Here is a 23,128-nt window from a genome sequence, read left to right as displayed (position 1 = left end):
TATGGAAACCAAAGCCAACTACGCCCTCGTCGGATTTTTCACGCTTCTGGTGGTCGCTGCCGCATTCGGCTTCGTCTACTGGATGGCGCAATATGGCCGCGGTGGACCGACCGGTGAGCTGGCGATCCGCATTCCGGGCTCGGCCAACGGCCTGTCTGTCGGTTCCGCGGTTCGCTTCAACGGTATTCCGGTGGGCACCGTGCGCAACCTTGCCATTGATCCGGACGACCCGCGTTTCTCCATCGCCTTCACCGAAGTGCAGCTGGAAGCGCCGATCTATCCGTCCACCAAGGCCGTTCTCGAAGTGCAGGGCCTGACGGGCGCTGCCTATATCGAACTGTCCGGTGGCCGCGTCGGTGAAGAAAACATCGTCAAGAAGGCGCAGGAGGCCGGAAAGCCGGCCGTGCTGATTGCCGACCAGTCGAGCGTGACCAACCTTCTGGCAACTGCCGACCAGATCCTCAAACGCGCTGATACCGCGATTGGCGACATCCAGGGTTTTGTCGCCGATGCCCGAGGACCGCTGACGCAGACGATCAAGCATGCCGAGACGTTTACCGCGTCGCTGAGCGAAAACTCCGGTGCGATCGACGAATTCCTGCAGAGCCTGTCGGCATTGTCGGGCACGTTCAACACGGTTTCGCAGCGACTGGATTCGACGCTGGAAGCGGCTGAGCAGCTCGTACGTGCCGTCGACGCCAACAAGGTCAACAACATCCTCAGCAATGCCGAAAAGGTATCGGGCGACATCGCCGCCTCGACCGGCGAGCTGCCGGCGATCATTGCCGAGGTCAAGGACACCGCCACTAGCTTCAAACAGGCTGGTGTCGATGCCCAGAGCGTGCTGAAGCGCGCCGATCAGCTGATGGCCTCGGTCGATCCCAAACAGATCGGCTCGGCTGTCGATAATATCACCCAGGCGTCTTCCGATGCACGCGGCGCTGTCGCGTCTGCCCGAGAAGTCGTTGATGGCGTGGCTGCCCGTCGTGACGAGATCGATCGGGCGATCGGTGACTTTGGCGAACTGGCCAAGAAGCTGAACGAGGCATCGAGCCGCGTGGACGGCATCCTCGCCAAGGTCGATACGATGGTGAGCGGCGACAGTTCCGAGGGCATGTTCGCGGAAGCGCAGAAAACGCTGCAGTCGATCCGCGCCGTCGCCGACAATCTCAATGGCCGCATCGGCCCGATCGCCGACAATCTCAACCGCTTTTCGTCGGCGGGTCTGCAGAACGTGCAGACACTGGTCGGCGACATGCGCCAGACGGTTGATAACCTCAACCGGGCGATCACCAATTTCGACAACGACCCCCAGCGGCTGATCTTTGGCGGCGAGGACGTGAAAACTTATGACGGCAGGACCCGACGTTGATGGCGTATCAGGCGTTCAAGTACAGGGCTGATGGGAGCGTGAATATGGGTTCGAAGTCTTTTGGGTTTGCCCGACACGGCGCGGTGCTGACGCTGCCTATCCTGGCAGCGCTCTTAAGCGGCTGCGGCAGCAAGGCCAACAACGACACGTTCGACCTGTCGCTGACACCGGTCGCGAGCACCAGCGATTCCGCCAAGGCGAGACAGATCCTCGTTCCCGAGCCGACCGCGCTGAAATCGCTGGATAGCGAGCAGGTCGTGGTGCGGGTCTCGCCCTCGGAAATCCGTTATCTCGGCAAGTCGCAATGGGGTGACCGTCTGCCGCGCATCGTGCAGTCGAAGCTTGTTCAGGCGTTCGAGAATACCGGCAAGCTCGGCGGCGTCGGCAAGCCGGGGCAGGGTCTTGCGATCGATTACCAGGTCGTCACCGACATCCGCGCCTTCGAGATCAATGCATCCAGCCCCAAGGCGGCCGTCGTCGAGATATCCGTCAAGATTCTCAACGACCGCAACGGCTCGGTACGCGCCCAGAATGTTTTCCGCGCGACGGTTCCGGTCTCGGGTGAAGAGAATGCCACCTTCATCGCCGGCATCAATCGCGCCTTTGCCAAGGTCGGCGCCGACATCGTTGACTGGACGCTGAAGTCGATCTGACGTCCATTCGATATCACAAACGCTGAACAGCCCTCGGATTACCGTCCGGGGGCTGTTTTGTTTTCGGCCTGGCCTTGTCATTTCCGCAGGATGTTTGCGCTGTCCGTCAGGAAGGCAGCGTGTCATTGCCTCGGCGGTCTGAGTAGACACAAAAGTCGGAAGAAGTGCAGATGCCAGCCCGGTAGCCATTGGACGGTGTAGCCTTACGACTGCAGCAACTGATCTCCGTTGACCGGATCGTCCTCATCTTCGTCGCGTGCACAGATAAGCGCGTGAAAAGCATCCTGGGTCGAGTGCAGCAACCGCATCGCCTCGTGCTCGCTGCGCAACGGTAAAGCCGACCGGCGGATGTCCCGCAGGTGGCTGAGTTTCAGATCGATTTCATCCGAATAGCGATGCGCCACAGAAACCTCCTGGTTCCTGTGGCGCACTTTATCATAAAATGATGATGTATCAACTATTGATCAGCAACTAACGCGACAGTTGATCAGTTGAAGCGACCTGCTGCGTGTGCCAGCATGGTGTAGACCTTGCCGGTGTCCGATGTCAGGTAGCTCTGCGTGACGCTCTTGTCGCGGTCGGTGCGTGCGACATCGGCAAGCAGCTTTTCGAAATCAGCAATATAGCGATCAACGGCAGTCCGGAATTCCGGTTCACGATCGTATTTGCTCTTGATGTCGTCGAAGGTCTGCTGGCCCTTGAGCGTGTAGAGGCGACGGGTGAAGACGTCGCGCTCGCCGCGCTGGTAACGCCGCCACAGGTCGACCGAAGCTTCATGGTCGATGGCGCGGGCGATATCGACCGACAGCGAGTTCAGCGATTCGACCATGTGACGCGGGTTGCGGTTGTCACCATGGCGGGTCGACGGCTCCTGCGGTGGACGCTGGCGCGGTGCGGATTCGGCCGGCTGTTCGTCACGCGAAGCGCCACGCAGCAGATCGCTGATCCAGCCACCGTTTTCATCGCGGCGCTGCGGTTCGGCAGCGCGCGACGGCTGCTGTGCCGGACGGTCGAGCGGCAGAGAGCCACGCAGGCCGCTGGCCAAGCCACCCGAGATGCCGCCCGACAGGATATCGCGCGGGGACTGGGTTGCGGCCGGAGCCGGCTGTGCGACGCGCTGCTGCAGAGCCGGGGCAGGCTGCTGCGGTGCAATCGGTGCCTGGGTGTAGACCGGCTGCTGTGCGATTGGCTGGGGGGCGATTGGAGCAGGAGCAGGAGCCGGCATCGGAGCAGGCGCCGGGGCCGGACGAACCGGTTCGGCGACTTCGAGCTGCTGGGCCGAACGGCCGACCAGTGTCGAGATATCCTGCAGGGCCTTGATCTGCTCGGAAACGGCGCGACGCATGGCGGCAGCGCTTTCCTTGGCTTCTTCCGGCAGGTCGAACGCACCGCGCTTCAGTTCCGAACGGGTGGCGTCCAGTTCCTTGCGGATGTCGCCGGCCGAGCGGCGGATCTCGTCGGTCGCACCGGCGAAACGGCCGATCGCGTCATCGACCGACTGGCGCAGCGTTTCGCGCAGCTGATCGGCGGCCGTGTCGGACTTGCCGGCAGCGTCTGCGAGCATGCGCTCGACATCGGCAAGCGAGCCGGCAATACCACCGCGCATGCGATCGGACAGTTCACGCGAGCGGCGTTCAGCATCACCCAGCGTACCTTCAATGGCGCGGGTCGCTTCCTGACCGGCGTTGAAGAAGGCGTTGCGCATGTTTTCCGCCGTGGCTTCGGCACGCTGCTGTGTTTCGCCAAGCGAGCGGCCGATATCGGCGAAGGACGACTGCAGGCCTTCGCGAAGGCGCGAGGAAACCTGCGAGGAACGATCCTCGGCGCGGTCGAATGCGCCTTCGACGAGGTTCGTCAGGTTGCGCATGGTGAGTTCGATCTCTTCCGAGCGTTTGACGAGGCCGACCGAAAGGTCGCGCAGAGCCGTCTGACGTTCGTCGAGCGTGCCGACGAGGTTGGACTGGGCGGCACCCAGCAGTTCCGACGCCTGGCCGAGAACACGCGAGTGGTCGTCGAAGCGGCCGACGATATTGCCGACCTGGGACAGAGTTGCAGACGAAACGGTCGACAGACGCTCGACATTGTTTTCGAGAAGACGGCTGGCGCTCGATACGACGTCGGCAGACTGGGCGGCAGACTGCGAGAACCGGTCGGCAGTGGCGCCGAGACGTTCGTCGGCGGCACCAAGCTGTTCAGCAGCGCGTTCGATCGTGCCACCAAGCTCGGCAGCGGTGCGCTGAACCAGCGAGGCGATGCCCGTGTTGCTGTCTTCAAGGCGCGAGATAAGGCTGTGGACGCTGGCGGCCAGACCCTGCTCGACGCCCTGCATCTTGCCGGCAACTTCGTCGCCGCGCTGGCTGATGGCCGACAGCGTGTCGTTGGTGCGGGCAGCAAGTGCCTCGACCAATGCATTGTTTTCCTGGCGCAGGCGCTGGCTGGTTTCTTCCGCGGCTGCGGAAAGACGGCCGGCCGTCTGTTCGGCGGCAGAGGTCAGCTGCTCGGCAGCGAGGCGGCCGGATTCGGCAGCCTGTTCGAGAGCCGGGCGTGCCTTTTCGTCGATCAGGCGCGAGAATTCGGCCGAACGGCTAGCCAGCATCGAGTTGAGGTCACGCGAACGGTTGTCCAGCGACGAGCGGATGGCTTCGCCGCGGGCTTCCAGTGCCTTGTCGACCTGATCTATGGCGGCATTGATTTCACCGGCAGTCTGCGACAGCGCGCTGCGGACATTGTCGCCGCGCTCGCCGAGCGACTTTTCTGCGTCGCCGAGTGCTTCCGTAATGGCGGCGACCTGACCCTTTACCAGCGCATCGGCTTCGGCAACCTTGTTGACGATCGAATTGCCGGCTTCGGAGAATGCCTGTGCAACGGCTGCGGCCTGACCGGAAAGACGGCCCTGCGTTTCGGAAATGCGGCCGACGATCTCGTTGGAACGGTTCTCGATCGACTGCGTGAATTCGGCATTGCGGGCGCCGAGTTCCTCGGAGAACTGCGTGCCGGCACGCGACAGCGATTCGACGGCGCGCATGGCTTCGCTGTCCATGCCTTCGGCAGCCGTTGTGACGGCGTCGCGCATGGCGGAAGCAAGCGTTGCTGCCTTGCCTTCGATGGTGCGGCTGACGGCATCGAGGCCGACATTGAGGGCGCGGTCCATCGTGCCGAGGCGCTCTTCAAGGCGACCGGTGCCGGTTTCGAACGTACCGTCGATGCGGGCTGCAGCCGTTTCGCTGGCGGCTTCGAGACGGCTGCTGCCGCCGTCAAGGCTCGCTTCGATACGGGTTGCGGCTTCGCCGGCAATGCGCTCCAGATCGGATGTGCGCTCGGCAAGTGTTTCGCCGAGATTGCGGCCAACGCCATCGACCAATTCGGAGACCGAACCGAGCTGCTCGCGCATGCGGCCTTCGAGGCCGGTGAGCGTGCCATCGACGCGTTCGCTGGTCTCGTTGAGGGCGGTGGAAACGCCGCCGACGGTTTTTTCGATACGGCTGGAGAACTGGTCGGCAGAGCGGTTGATCTCGGCAGCGGCCGTGCTCAGCTTGGCGGCGATTTCGCCGGCGCTGGAGGTGAGGCGGCCTTCGAGATCGTTGCCGACGCCATCGACGAGACCACGCAGGCCTTCCTGCTGCAGTTCAAGCGTCATTTCCAGCATGCTGGCGCTGGTGGCGATCGAGGTGCCGATCGACGTTGCCTGGTCGGCGAGCATTTCGCTGAACTGGCCTTCGGCTTCCGTCAGCGTCGCCGAGATCATGTCGCGGCGATCGTCGAGCGTGGTGCGCATGCGCTCGTAAGAGCCATCCAGCGTTTCCGACAGACGCTCATTGCCGGCATCCATGGTTTCGGAGACCCGCTCATGGCCGGTGCTCATCATGGTTTCCATGCGCAGCAGGCCGTCGGTGATCGTGTCTTCGAAACGTTCGGCATTCTGGCCGAGCGCCATTTCGATACGGCCGGCACCGCCGCCGACCGAGCGGTCGATCTGTTCGGCACCCTGCTCGAGAGCGCGGGTGATTTCGGCACCGCGGTTTTCGAGCGTGGCTTCGAGGCGCTGCTGGTTTTCCGAATAGACGCCCTGCAGGTTTTCCGTGCGCGCAATAAAGGCGGCTGCGACGCGTTCGTCGGCATTGTTGACGGTTTCGAGAAGGGCGTTTGCCTTGTCCTCGATGGCGCTGTTCAGGCGGTCTTCGCCGAGTGCCAGCGATGTCGCCATTTCCATCGACTTGTCGTCGAAGATTTCGCCAAGGCGTTCGCTGCTCTTGGACACCATGTCGCCCATGTCGGTCATGCGGCGGCCGAGATCCTGCTCGATACGCTGATGACCGGCAGACAGAACGGTTTCCATGGCCGCAACACGATCGTCAAGAACACCGGCAAGACGCTCAGGCGCTCCGCCGACGGCATTTTCGATACGTGCGGTGCGCTCGTCCAGCACTTCGGCCAGACGCTCGTGGCTGCCGCTGACGGCGTTGACGATGGCAGCCGAATGACCGGCCAGCGTGTCGTCGAAGCGCGTCTGGCTGTCGGAAAGGGCGTTGAAGAGCGCGCCGCTGCGTTCCGCCATGACGGCATCGATACGCTCGTGCGCTCCGCCAAAGCTGTCGGTGATTTCCGCTGCGCGTGCGTTGAGCGCCTCTGTGAATTCCTGGGCGCGACCTTCCAGTGCGCCGGAGAGTTCGCGGCTCTTGGCGTCGAAATCGGTGGAGAAGGCGCGGCCCGATGCTTCCAGGCTTTCGTTCAGAGCGCGGCCCGAAACTTCGAGATTTTCGGTCAGGCTGCGGCCAGAATTGTCGAGCGTCTCGGCAAGCACGCGGCTGCGATTGTCTATCGCCTGCTGGAATTCATTGGTGCTGGCGTCGAGGCCTTCGGTCAGCGCTGCTGCGGAGGTCGCAAGGCCGACCGTCAGCGCGAGGCTGCGATCATCGATGGCCTGCTGGAACTCGGCCGTGCGGGCATCGAGGTTTTCGGCCAGGGCTTCGCTTGAGGTGGCTAGGCCGAGGGTGAGCGCAAGGCTCTTGTCGTCGATGGCTTCCTGCAACTCGGCGCTGCGTGCGTCAAACGCTTCGGTGAAGGCACGGCTGCGCGCGTCAAGCGCATCGCTGATCTGGGCGGTGCCGGATTCAAGCGTGCTTTCGAGGATTTCCTGGCTGGTACCAAGCGTGGTCGCAAGTGCGAGCGACTGATCGGTGAAGGCCGATCCGATGCGGTCGATGCTGGAGGACAGAATGCCTTCCAGAGCCTCGGAACCGCCCGTGACGCTTTCCTTGATACGGATAAGGCTGTCGCTGAGCTTGCTGTCGAGCGAGCCGGAGCGCTGATCGAAGGCCGTGGTGAATTCGTCGAGGCCCGAATCGAACGTGGTGCTCAACTGACCGATCGTCGCTTGCAGGCGTTCTTCGAACAGGCCGGTGCGCAGGTCGAGATCCATGACCGCGTCGTCGGCAGCGTTCTGCAGGCTCTGACGGAAGGTCGAACCGCGCTCGTCGAGAGCAGTATTGAGCGACGAGATGACGCCGTCGAGCGTGCCGGTGATGGCACGTTCGCCAGAGGTCAGACCCTCGGTGATTTCGCGTGTGCGAGCGACCAGGGTTTCGTTCAGCTGACGGGTGCGATCCGAGAGGGCCGCGTTCAGCTTCTCGGTGTTGGCATCGAGCGTCGAAGCGCGGGTTTCGAACCGGCCAAGCAGATCCTGACCGCGTTCGGCCAGCGTCTTCGACAGGTCGTCGAGGCGGACGTCGAATTCGCCGGCGAGCTGCTTGCCGGAGGCCTGCAACGTCTGGACCATGCTATCGGTCTTGGCCGTCAACAGCGAGCCGAGGGCTTCGCCTGCGGCGTTCGAGCGTTCCATCAGGGTGGCTGCGCGCGTCTCGATCATCGAGGCAAAGGCTTCGCCCGAAGTGGCCAGACGCACCGAAATTTCCTCGGTGGCCAGCGACAGATCTTCCTTGAGCTGGTCGTGAGCGCCGACGATGGAGGAGCGGATACGATCGGCATGGTTGACGATGGCGTCACGTTCCGTGCCGAGTTCATGCACGAGACCACGTACGCGCAGCTCGTTATCGGCATAGCTGCGCTCCAGCGCGTTCACTTCCGAATGGACGAGGGTTTCCAGCTCGGTTGCGCGGGCAATGGTGCGCTCGATGCCCTCGTTCATCGCCATGACTTCGCGGCGCACGGCCTGGCCGACGGACATGATGCGGTCGGTGGCGATCGTTTCCGGCTCGGACAGGCGCAGAGCCACTTCAGCCATCGAACGGGCCGCAGCGCGCAACTCGTGCGCACGCGCCATCATGATCGAGAAGGCATAAAACAGCATGATCGGCACGAAAATGCCGACGCCAATGGCAACGACGCCCGGCGTTTCGAGAATCTGCGCGACCGAGGTGAACTGCCAGATCTGCGATCCATAGATCAACTGGCCAAGGCCGAGGCCACCAATTGCCCAGAGGGTGGAGAGAATCGTGGAGTTGCGCAGCGCATTGCGCATCGCGCCACCATCGAGCGTGCGCAAAAGGGCTGCGGTCGGGCGGCGGCTGGCATCGTTGGCAGGCGAGAATGTCGGGGATTTCGGCGCGGTCGGTTCGGCTGCTGCAGGGCGCGCCTGTTCGGCTGCGGCCTTGCGGACTTCGGCCTGGCGTGCGGCCGCCTGTTTTTCACGCGGTGATGCTTCCGCTGCTGCGGATGGCTGTCGCTGCTGCGGAGGCTTTTCGGACACGGTCTTCTCCCGCGCTTGGGAAGTGGAGCCAGAGCGAGGCTTGGGATCGTCTTCGAAATCGTTGTTCAGCGCATCTTCCAGCGCCTGAAACGCGGTTTCGTCGATCGCATCGCTATTGTTGTTCTTCACCATGCGGTTACGCCTCGTTACTAACACCGGTCATATCATCCAACCCGGTGCCGCATGCAAATGGGTACGGGTGACATGCCTGTCGGTTGAAGCCGCCGCCGACGGTTGCCGGCGATCGGATCGTCCTAATCTTTATTCCAGTCCGGAACGCTTTCATTTCAAAGGGATGATAAGGAATGCTTACCGACCCGCCTTCCGGTGCGTGAAAATTTGGCCGAAACCGAGGCACACGCGCTTGCCAAGCGTATTGTAGTGGCACATTCGCCGTTCCGTTACAATTCGGAGCAGCCGCACAAGCCATACAGCGCAGGCCTGTTAACAGAAAATATACCATATCGGGACGTCAAAACCCTTCAAAACACGAGGCTTAGTCAAAATTAACCATGACTGCAGAAAAGCCGTCGGGATTGTGCCGGATTTTAGGTGGATAAGCATTTTCGCCCGGCAAAATCGGGAAATTGCCTCATATCCAACAACAGGACGAATGCCCATGTCTGCCGCCGTATCCGCTCACCAGATGCCCGACAATGCGACAGATGTCGGACCCTCCGCCACCCGTCCCGTCGATCTCGTTCATCTGGCCCGCCAGACCATGGGGGACAAGGACCTTGAAGTCGAGATCCTGTCACTGTTTGCACGCCAGGCGCGGGCTGCTCTGACCGAAATGGGTGAGGGCAGAATTCCGGCAGCAACCGTCGCTCATCGAATCAGGGGCGCGGCCAATGCTGTCGGCGCCTTCAAGGTTGCGGCCGTCGCCGGCGAAATCGAAGCCGGGCAGGATGACGCGGCAACCTTCTCGCGTTTCGGCGCGGCGGTGATCGAGGCTGAAAACTTTATCAACAAGCTCTGCCGCTAAAGCATGTCGCGATCCTTCGGATTAGCTTTCACGCTTTAGATCTGTGTCGTCGCATGTCGTTATCGCAAAACCGCTACACACTTTTGCGCGACATGCGTCAGGCGTGGCGAAAATACCCCGAACCACCGCAAAAGGCGGCGGTTCTGGCCGTTCCGGGTCGCGGCCGTTGTTGACTGACCAAGGGTTTTGTCCGAGAGAGATGGGCTTTGCATCACCCCATAAAGCCCGGATACGCAGATCATGACAAAGCTCACAATCGTTGCCTTCGACGGTACCCGTTTCGAACTCGACGCCGCTGACGGCTCTACGGTGATGGAAAATGCCGTGCGCAATTCCGTGCCGGGCATCGATGCCGAATGCGGCGGTGCCTGTGCCTGTGCCACCTGTCATGTCTATGTGGACGACGCATGGACGGAAACGGTCGGCGGGCCGGCGCCGATGGAAGAAGACATGCTCGACTTTGCCTTCGACCTGCGCCCCACCTCGCGGCTCTCCTGTCAGATCAAGATGACGCCGGCCCTCGACGGGCTGGTCGTCAGCGTGCCCGAACGTCAGGGCTGACGCGTATTTCCCAAATTTCGGTTGGCCAAAAAAAACCTCGCTGCGCCGGAGCGAAGCGAGGTTTGAGGTAGGCACGTCGCTGCAGGTGAGGGAGGGAACACCAGCAGCAATGGGACGCACCGGGAGAACACCGTACAAAGCCCGATAGGGGGCCAGAAGAATGGCGCGCGATCCGAAACCGACTGTCGGTTATCAGGATCGGCGCACCTGCTGCGCATTCGCACCGCCTTGCTCGGCGCCGCAGGATTTGAAACCCGATCAACTGAAATTGATAATATAAGCGATCGTTGAAATATGCCAGCCGAAGAAATTACCTCTGATTGATCGCAGAGGACGAAAGGCTCGCGTAAGTTTCAGATTGCAGCTGGCATTGCCGCATTGTGATGCAGCCGAGTCCCGCAATGATGCAGGATCCTGTGATCAGGCGGTGGCTGATGCGCAGGGCGATGCCGGATTGCGGAAACTGGCGAACAACCGCCGCACGCAGCCGCAGCCTTCCGAATCCAGATCGAAATTGCGGCCGCCAAGCAGCCAGTCCCAGCATATGCCCTTGATCATCCACTTGACCGCATAGCAGGCAGAGGCGGGCGTCCATCCTGTGGCCAGCTTGCCGTTGGCTTGCGCGCGCTGCAGGATCTGTTCGAGCTGGGTATTGTGAAGCTCTTCGAGTTCCTTCATCGCCTGCTGAACGGGCGCGAATTCCTCGGTGAAATTGGTGCGTAGAAGGATGGTCAGCATGCGCTGGCGCTGCTGGTCGGTCGCCATGACCTGCATCCATTCACAGGCCGAATCCTCGATCATGGTCAGAGCATCCATGCCGCAACAGGCAGGATCGCGCAGTTCCAGCATGTTGAGGAGCGGCAGTCGGAACGTGTTGTAGAGTTCGAGAAAAATATCGGTCTTGCTGTGAAAGTGCCAGTAGACCGCGCCGCGTGTCACGCCCGCGGATGCCGCGATTTCATCAAGGGTCGTCGATCCGACGCCCTTTTCGAAAAACATCTTTTCGGCTGCATCGAGAATGGCTGCGCGGGTTTCCGCTGCTTCAGCCTTGGTCCGTCTCATTTCTCCTCCTTCCCGCCGACTTTCGGGGCACCTCGAAAAAAGGCGCCCCGAAAAACCTGTCGACGATGATCCTCCATCACGGGAAACGCTGGGGCTTCCCGTGAAAGTGTCAGTGCGCCGTCGTGCCGGGCTTGTCTTCGCTCTTGCTGGCTTCCAGCGGTTCCTTGCGGGCGTCCTTGGAGAACAGCCGCATGATGAACACGTAGAAGACCGGGACGAAGAAGATCGCCAGGATGGTGGCGGAGATCATGCCGCCGAGAACGCCGGTACCGATGGCGTTCTGGCTGGCGGCGCTGGCGCCGGTGGCGATTGCCATCGGGACAACACCGAGCGTGAAGGCAAGCGACGTCATCAGGATCGGGCGGAAGCGCAGATGCGCTGCCTCGACGGTAGCATCATAGACGCTGCGGCCTTCGGCACGCAGGTCCTTGGCGAACTCGATGATCAGGATGGCGTTCTTTGCCGACAGGCCGATGATGGTGATCAGGCCGACGAGGAAGTAGACGTCGTTCGGCATGTCGCGGATCATCACCGCAGCGACCGAGCCGATAACGCCGAGCGGCACGACGAGCATGACCGACAACGGGATCGACCAGCTTTCATACAGCGCCGACAGAAGCAGGAAGACGAACAGGATGGACAGCGCGATCAGCGCCGGCGCCTGTGAGCCCGACTGAATTTCCTGCAACGACTGGCCCGTCCACTCGTAACCGAAACCGGACGGCAGCTGGTCGGCGAGACGCTCCATTTCGGCGATCGCGTCACCCGAGGAATAGCCCGGACCGGCCTGGCCGGCGATACGGATCGAGGGATAACCGTTGTAGCCGATCACCTGCGAGGGGCCACGCACCCATTCGGCAGTCGCAAAGGAGGACATCGGCACCATGCCGCCGCTGGCGTTGCGAACGTTCAGCTTCAGAAGGTCGTCGGTCTTCATGCGCTGGTTGCCTTCCGCCTGAACGGTGACGCGCTGCATGCGGCCGTTATTCGGGAAGTCGTTCACGTAGGACGAGCCGAGGTTGGCGGTGATGGTGGAGTTGATGTCCGCGAAGGTAACGCCGAATGTGTTGGCCTTTTCGCGGTCGATCAGCAGGTTGACCTGTGCGGCGTCGGGCATGCCTTCGATACGCAGGCCGGCAAGGATGGGGCTCTTGCCCGCTTCCGCCATCAACTGATCACGTGCTGCACCCAGTGCCGTCTGACCCTGACCGGAACGGTCCTGCAGACGGAAGGTGAAGCCGGACGAGTTGCCGAGACCCTGGATAGGCGGCGGCGACAGCGAGAAGGCGATGGCATCACGCAGGCCAAAAATCTGGCTGTTGATACGTCCCGCAAGGGCATCGGCGGAGTCTTCCGGACCGCGCTCGTCCCAGTCCTTCAGGGTGATGAAGGCAAGGCCGGCATTCTGGCCGGAACCCGAGAAGGAGAAGCCGTTGATGGCGATGATACGCTCGACGGCCTTTTCCTTCAGCGCGATCTTCTCGATCTGCGAAATGACTTCCGTGGTGCGGTCGGTGCTGGCTTCAGCCGGCGCCTGAACGTCGACGATCAGGAAGCCCTGGTCTTCGTTGGGCAGGAACGAGCTCGGAAGCTGCGTGTAAGCCCAGCCGAGGCCGACCAGCAGTGCGACATAGATGATCATGAAGCGACCGGAGCGCTTGATGAGCTTGCCAACACCGCCAGAATAACCGTGCGACGCCTTGTCGAAGCCGCGGTTGAACATCCCGAACAAGCCCTTCTTGTCGTGATGATCATCGGCAACTGGCTTGAGGAAGGAGGCGCACAGCGCCGGTGTCAGAGAGAGCGCGAGGAACCCCGAGAACAGGATCGATACGACCATGGTCAGCGAGAACTGCTGGTAGATGATGCCGACGGCGCCGGGGAAAAAGGCCATCGGGATGAACACGGCCGACAGGACCATGGTGATGCCGATAATGGCGCCGGAAATCTGGCCCATCGCCTTTTTCGTCGCTTCCTTCGGCGACAGCTTTTCCTCCGCCATGATGCGTTCGACGTTTTCGACGACGACGATGGCGTCATCGACGAGAATGCCGATCGCCAGAACCATGGCGAACATCGTCAGCACGTTGATCGAGAACCCGGCGACGAACATGATCGCGCAGGTGCCGAGCAAGGCTACCGGCACGACCAGCGCCGGGATGACGGTGTAGCGAAAATTCTGCAGGAAGATGAACATCACCACGAAAACGAGGATCATCGCCTCGATCAGGGTGTGAATGACCTTTTCGATGGATACTTCCACGAACGGGCTGGTGTCATACGGAATTTCGTATTCGACGCCCGAGGGGAAATATTCCTTCAGTTCTTCCATGATCTGCTTGACGCCTTCCGACGTCGCAAGCGCATTGCCGGTCGGCGACAGCTGCACACCGATCGCCGCGCTCGGCTTACCGTTGAGGCGAGACGAGAAGTTGTAGCTTTCCGCACCCACTTCGATGCGGGCAACGTCGCGCAGACGAACCGACGAGCCGTCAGGGTTGGCGCGCAGAACGATCGCACCGAACTGTTCAGGATCGGTCAGCTGGCCCTGAACGTTGATCGTCGCGGAAATCTGCTGGCCGATCGGGTTCGGGGTGGCGCCGATACGACCGGCAGCAACCTGAGCATTCTGTGCGGTGATCGCGGCGGTGACGTCGGCGGCAGTCAGGCTCAAGCCGACCATCTTGTCCGGGTCCATCCAGATACGCATGGAGCGCTGGCTGGCGAACAGCTGGGCCGAGCCGACGCCCGGCACGCGGCGGATTTCGCCGATGACGTTGCGCTGCAGATAGTCACCGAGGCCGATAGCGTCCGTCTGGCCGTCCGTCGAGGTGAGCGACACGACCATCAGGAACGAGGTGCCGGCCTGTTCGACGCGCAACCCTTGAGAGGTCACGGCGCTCGGCAGGCGCGGTTCGGCGCGGGCGATGCGGTTCTGCACTTCGACCTGGGCTTCACCGATATTGGTGCCGGGCGCGAACGTGACGTTGATCGACACGCGGCCGGAGGATTCCGACTGCGATTCGAAGTAGATCAGGCCCGGAACACCGTTCAGTTCCTCTTCGATCGGGCGTGTCACGCCCTGATAGATGTCTTCGGGCGAAGCACCCGGATAGTTTGTGGAAACGGTAATCTGCGGCGGTGCGACATTCGGATACTGCGCAATCGGCAGCATTGGAATGGTGATCACACCCGCCAGCATGATGAAGATTGCGACGACCCACGCAAAGATGGGCCTGTCGATAAAGAAACGTGCCATGAAACCGGGTCCTTACTGCTTCGCGGGCTCAGCCGGCTTTTCGGCGTTGTTATCCGGCGCGGCTTCTTCCGTTGCCGGCTTTTCCGGCGACCAGGGCTGCGGCTTGACGGTGGCGCCGGGCCCGGTCTTCTGGAAACCGTCGGCGATGACGCGGTCGCCAGCCTTCAGGCCGGCGGAAATGACCCAGCGTTCGCCGAGTGCACGACCGACCGTGACCGGGCGCTGCTCGACCTTGTCTTCGGCGCCGACAACGAGAAGGCTTGCCTTGCCGCCGGCATCACGCTGGATGGCCTGCTGCGGCACGGCGAAGGTGTCGCGCTCGAGACCCTGTTCGATCTGCACGCGGACATACATGCCCGGCAGAAGATCGCCGTCCGGGTTGGGGAATTCACCACGTAAGGTGACCTGACCGGTCGTCTCGTCAACGGCGGCTTCGGAGAACAGCAGGCGGCCGTCCTGCGGATACTTGCTGCCATCGTCGAGCATCAGCTGTGCCTTGGCCTCATTGGGGCCGGTCATCAGCTTGCCGTTCTGCAGGGCACGGCGCAGGCGCACGAGATCGGCGGCCGGCTGGGTAAAGTCGGCATAGATCGGGTCGAGCTGCTGGATGGTGGCGAGATTTTCAGAACCGGTCGAGCTAACCAGTGCGCCTTCGGTAATCAGCGCACGGCCGATGCGGCCGGAGATTGGCGCGGTCACATTGGCATATTGCAGGCTGAGCTTTGCCGAGGCGACACCGGCGCGGGCGACAGATACCTGGGCATCGGCCTGTGCGAGCTGGGCGATGGCGGTGTCGAATTCCGCGCGGGATGCAACGTTGGACTTGCTCAGCTGGGTCTGGCGGTCGGCCGTCTGGCGGGCCTGCAGCTGCTGTGCCTCGGCGCTGCGCAGTGTCGCTTCGGCGCGGTCGAGTTCTACCTGGAACGGTGCCGGGTCAATGCGATAGAGCACATCGCCTTCCTTGACCAGCGAGCCCTGCTCGAACACACGCTCGACGATAATGCCCGAAACGCGTGGGCGCACTTCGGCAAGACGCGTCGGGGCGATGCGGCCCGGCAGATCGCTGTTGATCGGCAGCGTTTCGGGCTGCACGGTGATGACGCCGACGGCAGACGGTGGGCGGGCAGGGGGCGCCCCCGCCGCCTGATCTTCCTTCTGACAGGCGGCAAGAACGGAAAGGCTGGCAACCAACAGACCAGCGACGGGCAGTTTCATTCGCATAGAGAACCCCATGGACCCAAAGACGGCAATTTACATACGTGTTAGTCTGTATGTAAAATTGCTGCAAGGCAACATTTGCGTGATGTCAAGTTTACGGCAGGCAGACAGGCGCCTGCGGCTTGGCGGGTTTTGTGCTCGCCAAGGCGTGGCGAGGCAACGCCGAACCTGCCGGTTCGGTTCCACTGCGACAAAATTGCGCGGCTTGTTTTGCTGAGACGTGAAGGATTTGGGCCGATCGGGCGCGATCTTACTGCGCCGAAACACCCCTGTTTTTCAAAACACGCATGATGCGGCTGTCGAAATTCTTCGATTCGACCGCATCGAAACGCACCTGTTCGCGGTCATGCGAATCGATCGCCTCGCGGCTGATCTCGCCGACGCGCTTTTCGAGGATATCGCAGTCGCGGGCCGGGCGAATGGCCAGCAGCCGTGCTTCCAGAGTGCGTGCGTGCGTGCGGGCAATTTCGGCGTGGCGTTCCTCATGGCGTTTGATATCTGCCGAAAGCGCATCCCAGATCGATGCCAGCGTGCCGGATGCCGCGCCGCGATTGCGCCAGCGTGGCAGGATGATGTGGGTGCGCACCGTGACCTTGACAGCGCCGATGGAACAACGGCCGCCGCGTTCCACATAGCTGACTTCACCGCCGAACTTGATCTCGGTCGCGCCGGGATGCCGGGCACCGGTATGGCGGGTCAGCGGGCCGCGACGTTCCAGTTCGGCGTCGAGATCTTCTGCTGTCTTGCCGCCGATCGAGAAATAGGAATAGGTCTTGGTGACGACTGGCTGCGCGGCAAGCGGTGCCGTCAGCGCCAGCAGGATCGTCAACGTCGTTGCTGATTTGAGGACCGGCACCCGGGGCGAACGGCGAAAGCTGCGCATCAATGGTATTCTCGGGTGCTGGCAGATTGAACTGGCGCAAAGCTTGGGGCATAGCCCACCCGAGCGCAACAGAAGCCACGCAATTTCACGTGTACAAAGCAAGGATTGGGATGACCGTGAGTCTCCTCGGCAACAACGTTTCCGGCAATGGCGTCTGGCAGGTCGGTCATGGTCGGTCGCTGGATCTGGCCACGAGCGGCCATCTGATGGCGATCGTCAACGTGACGCCCGACAGCTTTTCCGATGGCGGCCGGCACGACAATGTCGATGCGGCAGTGGCGCATGCCAAGGCCTGCATCACTGAGGGTGCCGTCATCATCGATATCGGCGGCGAATCGACACGGCCGGGTGCCGAACCGGTGAGCGAAGCGGAAGAACAGCGCCGCGTGTTGCCGGTGATCGAGCGCCTCGCGGCGGAAACCGATGCGTTGATTTCGATCGATACCTATCGCGGAGCCACCGCGTCGGCGGCCGTGAACGCCGGGGCGCATATCATCAATGACGTCTATGGCCTCAGCCACGATCCGTCGATTGCCGACATCGCGGCGAAAACCGGCGCGGGCCTCTGCATCATGCATACCGGTCGCGGTCGCGAGGCGGAGAAGCTGCCGGATGTGATCGAGGACCAGTTCCTGTTTTTCAGAAATGCGCTTCGGATCGCCGATGCGGCTGGCGTGGCGCGCGAAAAAATCATGCTCGATCCGGGTTTCGGATTTGCCAAGACCCGCGAAGACGAAGCCGAACTGATGGCGCGGTTTGCCGAACTGCATGCGCTGGACCTGCCGCTCCTGATCGGCACCTCGCGCAAGCGCTTCATCGGTGCGATGACCGGCCGCGAGCGTGCGGACGAGCGCGACGTCGGAACTGCGGCGACGACCGCCGTTCTGAGGCTGGCGGGCGCGCATGTTTTCAGGGTTCATAACGTGGCTGCCAATCGCGATGCGCTTCGCGTGGCGGATGCGATTCTTTTGGCAGCGAAAGCCGGAAACCGGGATAGCGTGGAGACAAGGCCATGACGCTCTATACGATCTATCTGAAAAACTGTTCGTTCTTCGCCCGCCACGGCGTGTTGAGCGAAGAAGAGCGGCTCGGCCAGCGCTTCTTCGTCGATGCCGAACTGGAGGTCGAGGGCGGCAAGGCGCTGCACACCGACGAGATCGAAGACACCGTGCATTACGGCATCGCCTTTCAGGTGATCGAGGCGGTGGTGACCGGTCAGCGCCGTTATCTGATCGAGGCATTGGCGCAGGATATCGCGCTGGCTCTGTGCAAGCGTTTCCCGCAGATCAGGCGTGCCGCAATCGCCGTGCGCAAGCCGAGCGTGCCGATCCCCGGCATTCTCGACTATGTGGAGGTCCGTATTGACCACCGTCCCTGACAACGTCTGGAGCAAGGCGACGCTCGGGCTCGGCGGCAATATCGGCGATCCTAAGGCGGCGATGGCGCAGGCGCTGCGCCTGCTCGACGGTCGTGACGACTGTCGTGTGCTGGCCGTATCAAGACTTTACAGCACGCCGCCCTGGGGGAAGACCGATCAGGCGGACTTCTTCAACTGCTGTGCCCTGATCGAAACCACGCTCGCGCCGGAGGATCTGCTGGCGACGGGTCTGTCGATCGAAAAGACGATGAAGCGGGAGCGGCTGGAGCGCTGGGGGCCGCGCACCATCGATATCGATGTGCTGACTTACGGGGACGTGGAGAAGGATACGCAGCCGCTGCAACTGCCGCATCCGCGCATGACCGAGCGTGCCTTCGTGCTGATGCCGCTGGCCGATATCGCCGCAGATCTCATGATAAAGGGCAAGCCGGTATCATCCTGGCTCGCCCTTGCAGATGTCGGTGGAATATCCGTCGCGGACGAAAGCCGCGACTGGTGGAGATGAAGATCAGTTCTTGATCGAACCGACGGCCATCTGGTCGAGGTCGCGCGTCAGGGTCAGGCCGATGACCGGGATCATCTGCTCCTCCACCTTCACCGAGATGGTGATGTTCATGTCGTTGTCGCTCTTCATGCTGGCAACCATGGCGCCGTTCAGCTTGGCGCGGTTTATGCCGAGAACGATGCGCTCGCCGTTGAGCGAGCCGGTGGTGATGTCGAGACCCTTGCCTTCGGCGCCATCCAGAAACTTGCCGGTATAACCCTTGGCCGTCTTGATGATGGTGGCATTCATCGGCTGCTTGAAGACGCCGACGCGGCAGGTGCCGTCGAGTTTCAGGCCGGCGTCACCCTCTGAAGTCGCTGCACCGATGAGATTGCAGGTGAACTTGGTGCCCTTGTATTTTCCGGCGACGATTTCGCCGGGACCTTTCCAGGTGCCGGCGGCGCTTTCGAAAAAGACCTGATCGCGCGACGCAGCGCCAGCCTCGGGAGCCATCGCAACCGTGGCGACGGAGATGGCGACGGCAAAGCCACCGAACAGCGAAAAGATGCGCGAAACCATTCAAAAATTCCCTGGCAAAGGCCAACTGGTAGAGCCCGCAAATTAGCGGAGGATGGTTAATGAGTGGTTTCTTTTGCTGTTCGTCGGGTGTTTCACGCCGGGTCTTTTGGTTTCGATGTGGCGACGATATCCCCCATGAAATCGCCTATTCCCGGCCGTTTCAGGGCTCGGAAGGGCAAAGGCCGGCACAGATCCATGGCGGCGATACCGATACGGGCGGTCAGCAATCCGTTGATCACGCCTTCACCGAGTCGGGTGGAAAGCCGGGCGGCCAGACCGTGTCCAAGCACCTGCTGGGCGATGCCGTCACCCACCGCAATCGAGCCGGTGACGGCAAGGTGCGCAATGACATCACGCAGCAGCCGGAACATGCCGAGCGTGCCGGGCCGGCCACCGTACAGTTCCGCCATGGCGCGCACCAGGCGCGACACTTCGAACAGCACATAGGCAAGATCGACCACGGCGCGCGGGCTGATGGCGGTGACGACCGAGACGCGTTTCGAGGCGGCGAGAATCAGCAGCCGCGCCTCGCGGTCGAGCGGCGTCATCAACTCGCGTTCCGCGAGGTCGAGGTAATGCGGGCCGTCGATGATCTCGTCCTTCGTCGCGTCCAATGCGGCACGGCCGCGCGCGGTCTCGGCGCGGTGTGACAGGATTGCGGTGAGGCGTGTGACGAGGGCGCGGGTCGATTTTGCGCCCGTTGCCGAGTCGGTGCCGGTCTCGATCGCGACAACATCGGCCTTGAGTGACTGTACGGCACCGATCCGCAACAGGCCCAGCACCTCGCGCGCCACAACGACGGCAAGCGCGGCCAGCGCGACGGAGAGAAGGCCGATGGCGGTGTAGCCGAGCCAGTCGGATCGGGAAAAAAGATCGCGGATGACGCTGTCTGCCCACAGGCCGAAGGCGAAGGAGGCGAACACACCAAAAGCACCTGCGGCGAGTTTGCCGAACGAAAAACCGTGGTGACGGGGCAGGGCGACAGGCACATTCGCGAGATCCGCGTCGGTGGCGCCGAGGAAGGGATCGTCGGCATCGGCCGTGGCGGTTATGCCATCGTCAAAACTGCGCGGCGGGCGGCTGGCGGCTAACGGAAGATCGCGCTCGCTTTCGACCGTAAACGCCGTCGGGCGACGGCGCGGCGTGTCGGAGGATGGTGATGCCGGGGGCTTGCTGTGTTCGTCGGATGGGGTCATGCGAGACGGTCTCCGAACAGGAACTGCATGGCGCGGTCAAGGCGGATATGCGGCACGGACAAAGCGATGCCGCCGGTGTTTTCTTCGACTGCGGGAGGGCGAAAACGTACGATATTCAAATCAGGTAGATCCGTTTTTTCATCCACTTTATCGATTTCGCGAAAGAACAATTCCGGGCTGTCCGGCAAGTCGCCGGGAAAGATCGCAGTTTTCTTTATTCCGTCGAAAATTTCGTCGCCGATCCGCTCGCCGGCCATGGGCGTGCCGGTGATGACGGGCAGCAGGTGACCATCCTCGCGGACTGTTGCCTCGCGGGTGGCCCGCACGGAGGCGAGCGCCATCACGTCGATGCCGGCGCCGGTCATGCCGATACGGTGGATGGCGCGATCGACGAGGCGGCGGGTAATCGCCTGCAGCCGGTCGTGGCTTTCGTGGTGCAGATGGTCGGCCTTGGTGGCGGCAACCAGCACCTTGTCGATACGGCGGCCGAGCAGCGAGCTGAGAAAGGAATTGGTGCCGGGGCGGAAACAGGCGAGCACATCGGACAGCGCCCTCTCCAGATCCTGCACCGCTTCCGGGCCACGGTTGACCGCCTGCAGCGCATCGATCAGCACGATCTGGCGATCAAGGCGGGCAAAATGTTCGCGGAAGAACGGTTTTACGACGACGCTCTTATAGGCTTCGAAACGGCGCTCCATCATGGCCCTCAGCGAGCCTTTTTCGGGACGCGTCTCCGCCACGTTCGGCATCGGCGCAAAGGTCAGCGCCGGCGAGCCGTCCAGTTCTCCGGGCAGAAGAAAACGGCCGGGCGGCAGGGTGGAGAGCGAGCGTTCGTCGGATTTGCAGGCCTTCAGATAAGTGGCGAAACTTTCCGACAGACGGCGTGCCGTCATCTCGTCGGCCGGGCCTTCCATGTCGATGCTGGCGCAAAGGCCGAGCCATTCACGCGCCAGCTCCGCACGCACGCCACCACCGGCGAGCGTTACGGCATTGTCGGAAAACGTTTTGTAATCCTGCGCCAGAAGCGGCAGATCGAGCAGCCATTCGCCGGGATAATCGACAATGTCGATCGACAGGCGACCGGGCGAAAACATGCGGTTCCAGCCACTGGCGCTTTGATAGTCCAGCGTGATGCGCAGTTCGGAAATGGCGCGGGTCGAATCCGGCCATATGCGTTCGCGCACCAGTGCCTGGATGTGATCCTCGTACTGAAACCGCGGGATGGCATCATCCGGCTGCGGTTCAAGACGGATGGCGGAAACGCGGCCGGAACGCACCGGCTCGAACAGTGGCAACCGGCCGGCGTTCAGAAGATTATGGACGAGCGAGGAAATGAACACCGTCTTGCCGGCACGGGACAGGCCTGTGACGCCGAGACGAAGCGTCGGGTTGACGAGGCCGGTGGCGCGGTCGGTCAGCGTGTCGAAGGCGATACGGGCGTCGTCGGTGAAACTGGTCAGAGAAGGCGGCAAGGCGTGATCCCGGTTGCTGGCGGCATCTCAAGGCGATGCCTGTCCTGCATATAGGGAGGGCAAGCGCCGGAAGGAAGAATGTCCCTGCCGGATCATTGCAGGATGGAGCAGTTCGGCTCTATTGCCTCGGCCTCAGGCGAAAATGAAGTCGTGCAGAACCCAGCTTTCGCCGGCATGGTCAAGGACGGCAAGGCCGGCGGTCGGATAGCCGCCGGGAATGGCCGAGCGCAACTGCTCACGGCCAATCAGGCTTTCCAGCGTTTCCTCGATCGACGGATTATGCCCGACCAGCATGACCGAGGGTGAGGGCGCCTGTCCGGCCAGCAGCGCCAGATAGGTCTCGACCGTGCCGTTATAGATTTCGTCAACCGCCTGCATGACGCATTCGCCTGCCATGGCCCGGTGCATTGCATCCGCCGTCTGGCGGCAACGGGTGGCGGTGGAGGACAGGATCAGATCAGGGCGATACCCTTTATCCACAGCCTTTTCACAGACCAGTTCGGCCTCGCCGTACCCGCGATCGTCCAATTCGCGATCAAAATCGCGCTGGCCTGATTGCGCCTGTGCGGCACGAGCGTGACGCAGGAGATAGATTCGCGAAGGTGGCGGTTCGATGATCGTCATGGAGGCCTCTGCCGGTCAAAACGCGTGGACATCAGGGGTAACGCCATGTCGCGATCCGCGTCAACTACCCGTCATGCACAGCTCGGTTGCAGGTCGGCGGCGCAGGGTATTTTCCGAATCAATCGGTGGAAGTGCTTTAAAATTAGCCGTTTAGCCGATTTTTGTGTCAGTTTTAAAAATGCATTAACGACGCGTATCAGACTTGAATCGCTGCCACCCTAGGGATATAGAGCGCCGCATAAGTTCTGTTCTTCAGGAGAAATCGCGTTGAGTGAGAAGATCGATCTTAGCAGCTTCGTCCTTTCGGAAGAAGACGAGTTCATGAATGTGCGACAAAAGGCCTATTTCAGGGCCAAATTGATCGCCTGGAAGAATGACATCCTCAGAGAAGCGCGCGAAACGCTCGGCCACCTGGCTGAGGAAAGCGCAAACCACCCCGACCTAGCAGACAGAGCCTCTTCCGAAACCGATCGCGCTATTGAATTGCGTGCCCGTGACCGTCAGCGCAAGCTGATTTCCAAGATCGACTCCGCCCTACAGCGGATCGATGAGGGCACATATGGATACTGTGAAGAGACAGGAGAGCCGATCGGCTTGAAGCGTCTCGACGCCCGTCCGATCGCCACCCTGTCGATCGAGGCGCAGGAACGCCACGAAAGACGCGAAAAGGTCTATCGCGACGAATAGGACCTGGCG

The 23,128-nt window shown here is 61.8% G+C and carries 18 protein-coding genes; 8 read left to right on the top strand and 10 right to left on the bottom strand.

Annotation, left to right across the window (positions count from 1 at the left end; translation table 11 throughout):
• Position 1: 1 nt before the first annotated feature.
• Entirely contained in the window at positions 2–1,372 is a 1,371-nt protein-coding gene (locus tag AAIH70_RS28095; RefSeq protein ID WP_132273582.1) for an MlaD family protein, read from the top strand.
• A 44-nt stretch (positions 1,373–1,416) separates the two neighbouring features.
• Positions 1,417–2,025 (top strand): ABC-type transport auxiliary lipoprotein family protein, encoded by a 609-nt coding sequence (locus AAIH70_RS28090; protein WP_132273583.1) that lies wholly within the window; start codon positions 1,417–1,419, stop codon positions 2,023–2,025.
• A gap of 203 nt (positions 2,026–2,228) precedes the next feature.
• Here the strand turns inward: AAIH70_RS28090 and AAIH70_RS28085 are convergent, their stop codons facing one another.
• Both AAIH70_RS28085 and AAIH70_RS28080 read right to left on the bottom strand, forming a co-directional pair.
• A complete protein-coding gene (locus tag AAIH70_RS28085) occupies positions 2,229–2,429 on the bottom strand; it encodes a hypothetical protein (protein WP_132273584.1) in 201 nt (66 codons plus the stop codon).
• Between the two features lie 83 nt (positions 2,430–2,512).
• Positions 2,513–8,863, bottom strand: coding sequence for a hypothetical protein (locus tag AAIH70_RS28080; RefSeq protein WP_430037197.1), 6,351 nt, complete (start codon positions 8,861–8,863; stop codon positions 2,513–2,515).
• Positions 8,864–9,350: 487 nt separating this feature from the next.
• Here AAIH70_RS28080 and AAIH70_RS28075 point away from each other — a divergent pair, with 487 nt between their 5' ends.
• Together AAIH70_RS28075 and AAIH70_RS28070 are read left to right on the top strand one after the other, a co-directional pair.
• Entirely contained in the window at positions 9,351–9,716 is a 366-nt protein-coding gene (locus tag AAIH70_RS28075; protein ID WP_132273586.1) for an Hpt domain-containing protein, read from the top strand.
• Between the two features lie 240 nt (positions 9,717–9,956).
• Complete coding sequence (locus AAIH70_RS28070) at positions 9,957–10,277, top strand: 2Fe-2S iron-sulfur cluster-binding protein (RefSeq protein WP_132273587.1); 321 nt, start codon at positions 9,957–9,959, stop codon at positions 10,275–10,277.
• Positions 10,278–10,697: 420 nt separating this feature from the next.
• Here the strand turns inward: AAIH70_RS28070 and AAIH70_RS28065 are convergent, their stop codons facing one another.
• From AAIH70_RS28065 to AAIH70_RS28050, 4 genes are all read right to left on the bottom strand, one after another.
• Positions 10,698–11,339, bottom strand: a complete 642-nt coding sequence (locus AAIH70_RS28065; protein ID WP_132273588.1) for a TetR family transcriptional regulator — start codon at positions 11,337–11,339, stop codon at positions 10,698–10,700.
• A 109-nt stretch (positions 11,340–11,448) separates the two neighbouring features.
• Complete coding sequence (locus AAIH70_RS28060) at positions 11,449–14,598, bottom strand: efflux RND transporter permease subunit (protein WP_132273589.1); 3,150 nt, start codon at positions 14,596–14,598, stop codon at positions 11,449–11,451.
• A 12-nt stretch (positions 14,599–14,610) separates the two neighbouring features.
• On the bottom strand, positions 14,611–15,831 hold the full coding sequence (locus AAIH70_RS28055) for an efflux RND transporter periplasmic adaptor subunit (protein ID WP_165932000.1): 1,221 nt from the start codon (positions 15,829–15,831) through the stop codon (positions 14,611–14,613).
• A 235-nt stretch (positions 15,832–16,066) separates the two neighbouring features.
• The gene (locus tag AAIH70_RS28050; protein ID WP_132273591.1) at positions 16,067–16,699 is read right to left on the bottom strand and encodes a DUF922 domain-containing Zn-dependent protease; all 633 of its coding nucleotides are present in this window, start codon (positions 16,697–16,699) and stop codon (positions 16,067–16,069) included.
• Positions 16,700–16,809: 110 nt separating this feature from the next.
• Here AAIH70_RS28050 and folP point away from each other — a divergent pair, with 110 nt between their 5' ends.
• From folP to folK, 3 genes are read left to right on the top strand one after another with little or no spacing between them, the layout of a single operon-like run.
• Complete coding sequence (folP, locus tag AAIH70_RS28045) at positions 16,810–17,715, top strand: dihydropteroate synthase (RefSeq protein WP_132273592.1); 906 nt, start codon at positions 16,810–16,812, stop codon at positions 17,713–17,715.
• A complete protein-coding gene (gene folB, locus AAIH70_RS28040) occupies positions 17,712–18,077 on the top strand; it encodes a dihydroneopterin aldolase (protein WP_132273593.1) in 366 nt (121 codons plus the stop codon). The genes folP and folB overlap by 4 nt, the downstream gene beginning before the upstream one ends.
• On the top strand, positions 18,046–18,582 hold the full coding sequence (gene folK, locus AAIH70_RS28035; protein ID WP_132273594.1) for a 2-amino-4-hydroxy-6-hydroxymethyldihydropteridine diphosphokinase: 537 nt from the start codon (positions 18,046–18,048) through the stop codon (positions 18,580–18,582). The genes folB and folK overlap by 32 nt, the downstream gene beginning before the upstream one ends.
• A gap of 3 nt (positions 18,583–18,585) precedes the next feature.
• Here folK and AAIH70_RS28030 read toward each other — a convergent pair whose 3' ends face one another.
• The 4 genes from AAIH70_RS28030 to AAIH70_RS28015 all read right to left on the bottom strand — a co-directional run bounded on the left by AAIH70_RS28030 (position 18,586) and on the right by AAIH70_RS28015 (position 22,432).
• Entirely contained in the window at positions 18,586–19,140 is a 555-nt protein-coding gene (locus tag AAIH70_RS28030) for a hypothetical protein (RefSeq protein WP_132273595.1), read from the bottom strand.
• A 92-nt stretch (positions 19,141–19,232) separates the two neighbouring features.
• Positions 19,233–20,336 (bottom strand): YcjF family protein, encoded by a 1,104-nt coding sequence (locus AAIH70_RS28025; protein ID WP_132273596.1) that lies wholly within the window; start codon positions 20,334–20,336, stop codon positions 19,233–19,235.
• Positions 20,333–21,808, bottom strand: coding sequence for a YcjX family protein (locus tag AAIH70_RS28020; RefSeq protein WP_132273597.1), 1,476 nt, complete (start codon positions 21,806–21,808; stop codon positions 20,333–20,335). Before AAIH70_RS28020 ends, AAIH70_RS28025 begins: the two co-directional genes overlap by 4 nt.
• Before the next feature lie 132 nt (positions 21,809–21,940).
• Positions 21,941–22,432 (bottom strand): SixA phosphatase family protein, encoded by a 492-nt coding sequence (locus AAIH70_RS28015; RefSeq protein ID WP_132273598.1) that lies wholly within the window; start codon positions 22,430–22,432, stop codon positions 21,941–21,943.
• A gap of 267 nt (positions 22,433–22,699) precedes the next feature.
• Here AAIH70_RS28015 and dksA point away from each other — a divergent pair, with 267 nt between their 5' ends.
• A complete protein-coding gene (dksA, locus tag AAIH70_RS28010) occupies positions 22,700–23,119 on the top strand; it encodes an RNA polymerase-binding protein DksA (RefSeq protein WP_112733364.1) in 420 nt (139 codons plus the stop codon).
• Positions 23,120–23,128: the final 9 nt, after the last annotated feature.

The organism is Neorhizobium sp. BT27B (genome assembly GCF_050455485.1).
In the GTDB taxonomy this organism is placed as follows: domain Bacteria; phylum Pseudomonadota; class Alphaproteobacteria; order Rhizobiales; family Rhizobiaceae; genus Neorhizobium.
This window is presented reverse-complemented; position numbering and strand designations above follow the sequence as displayed.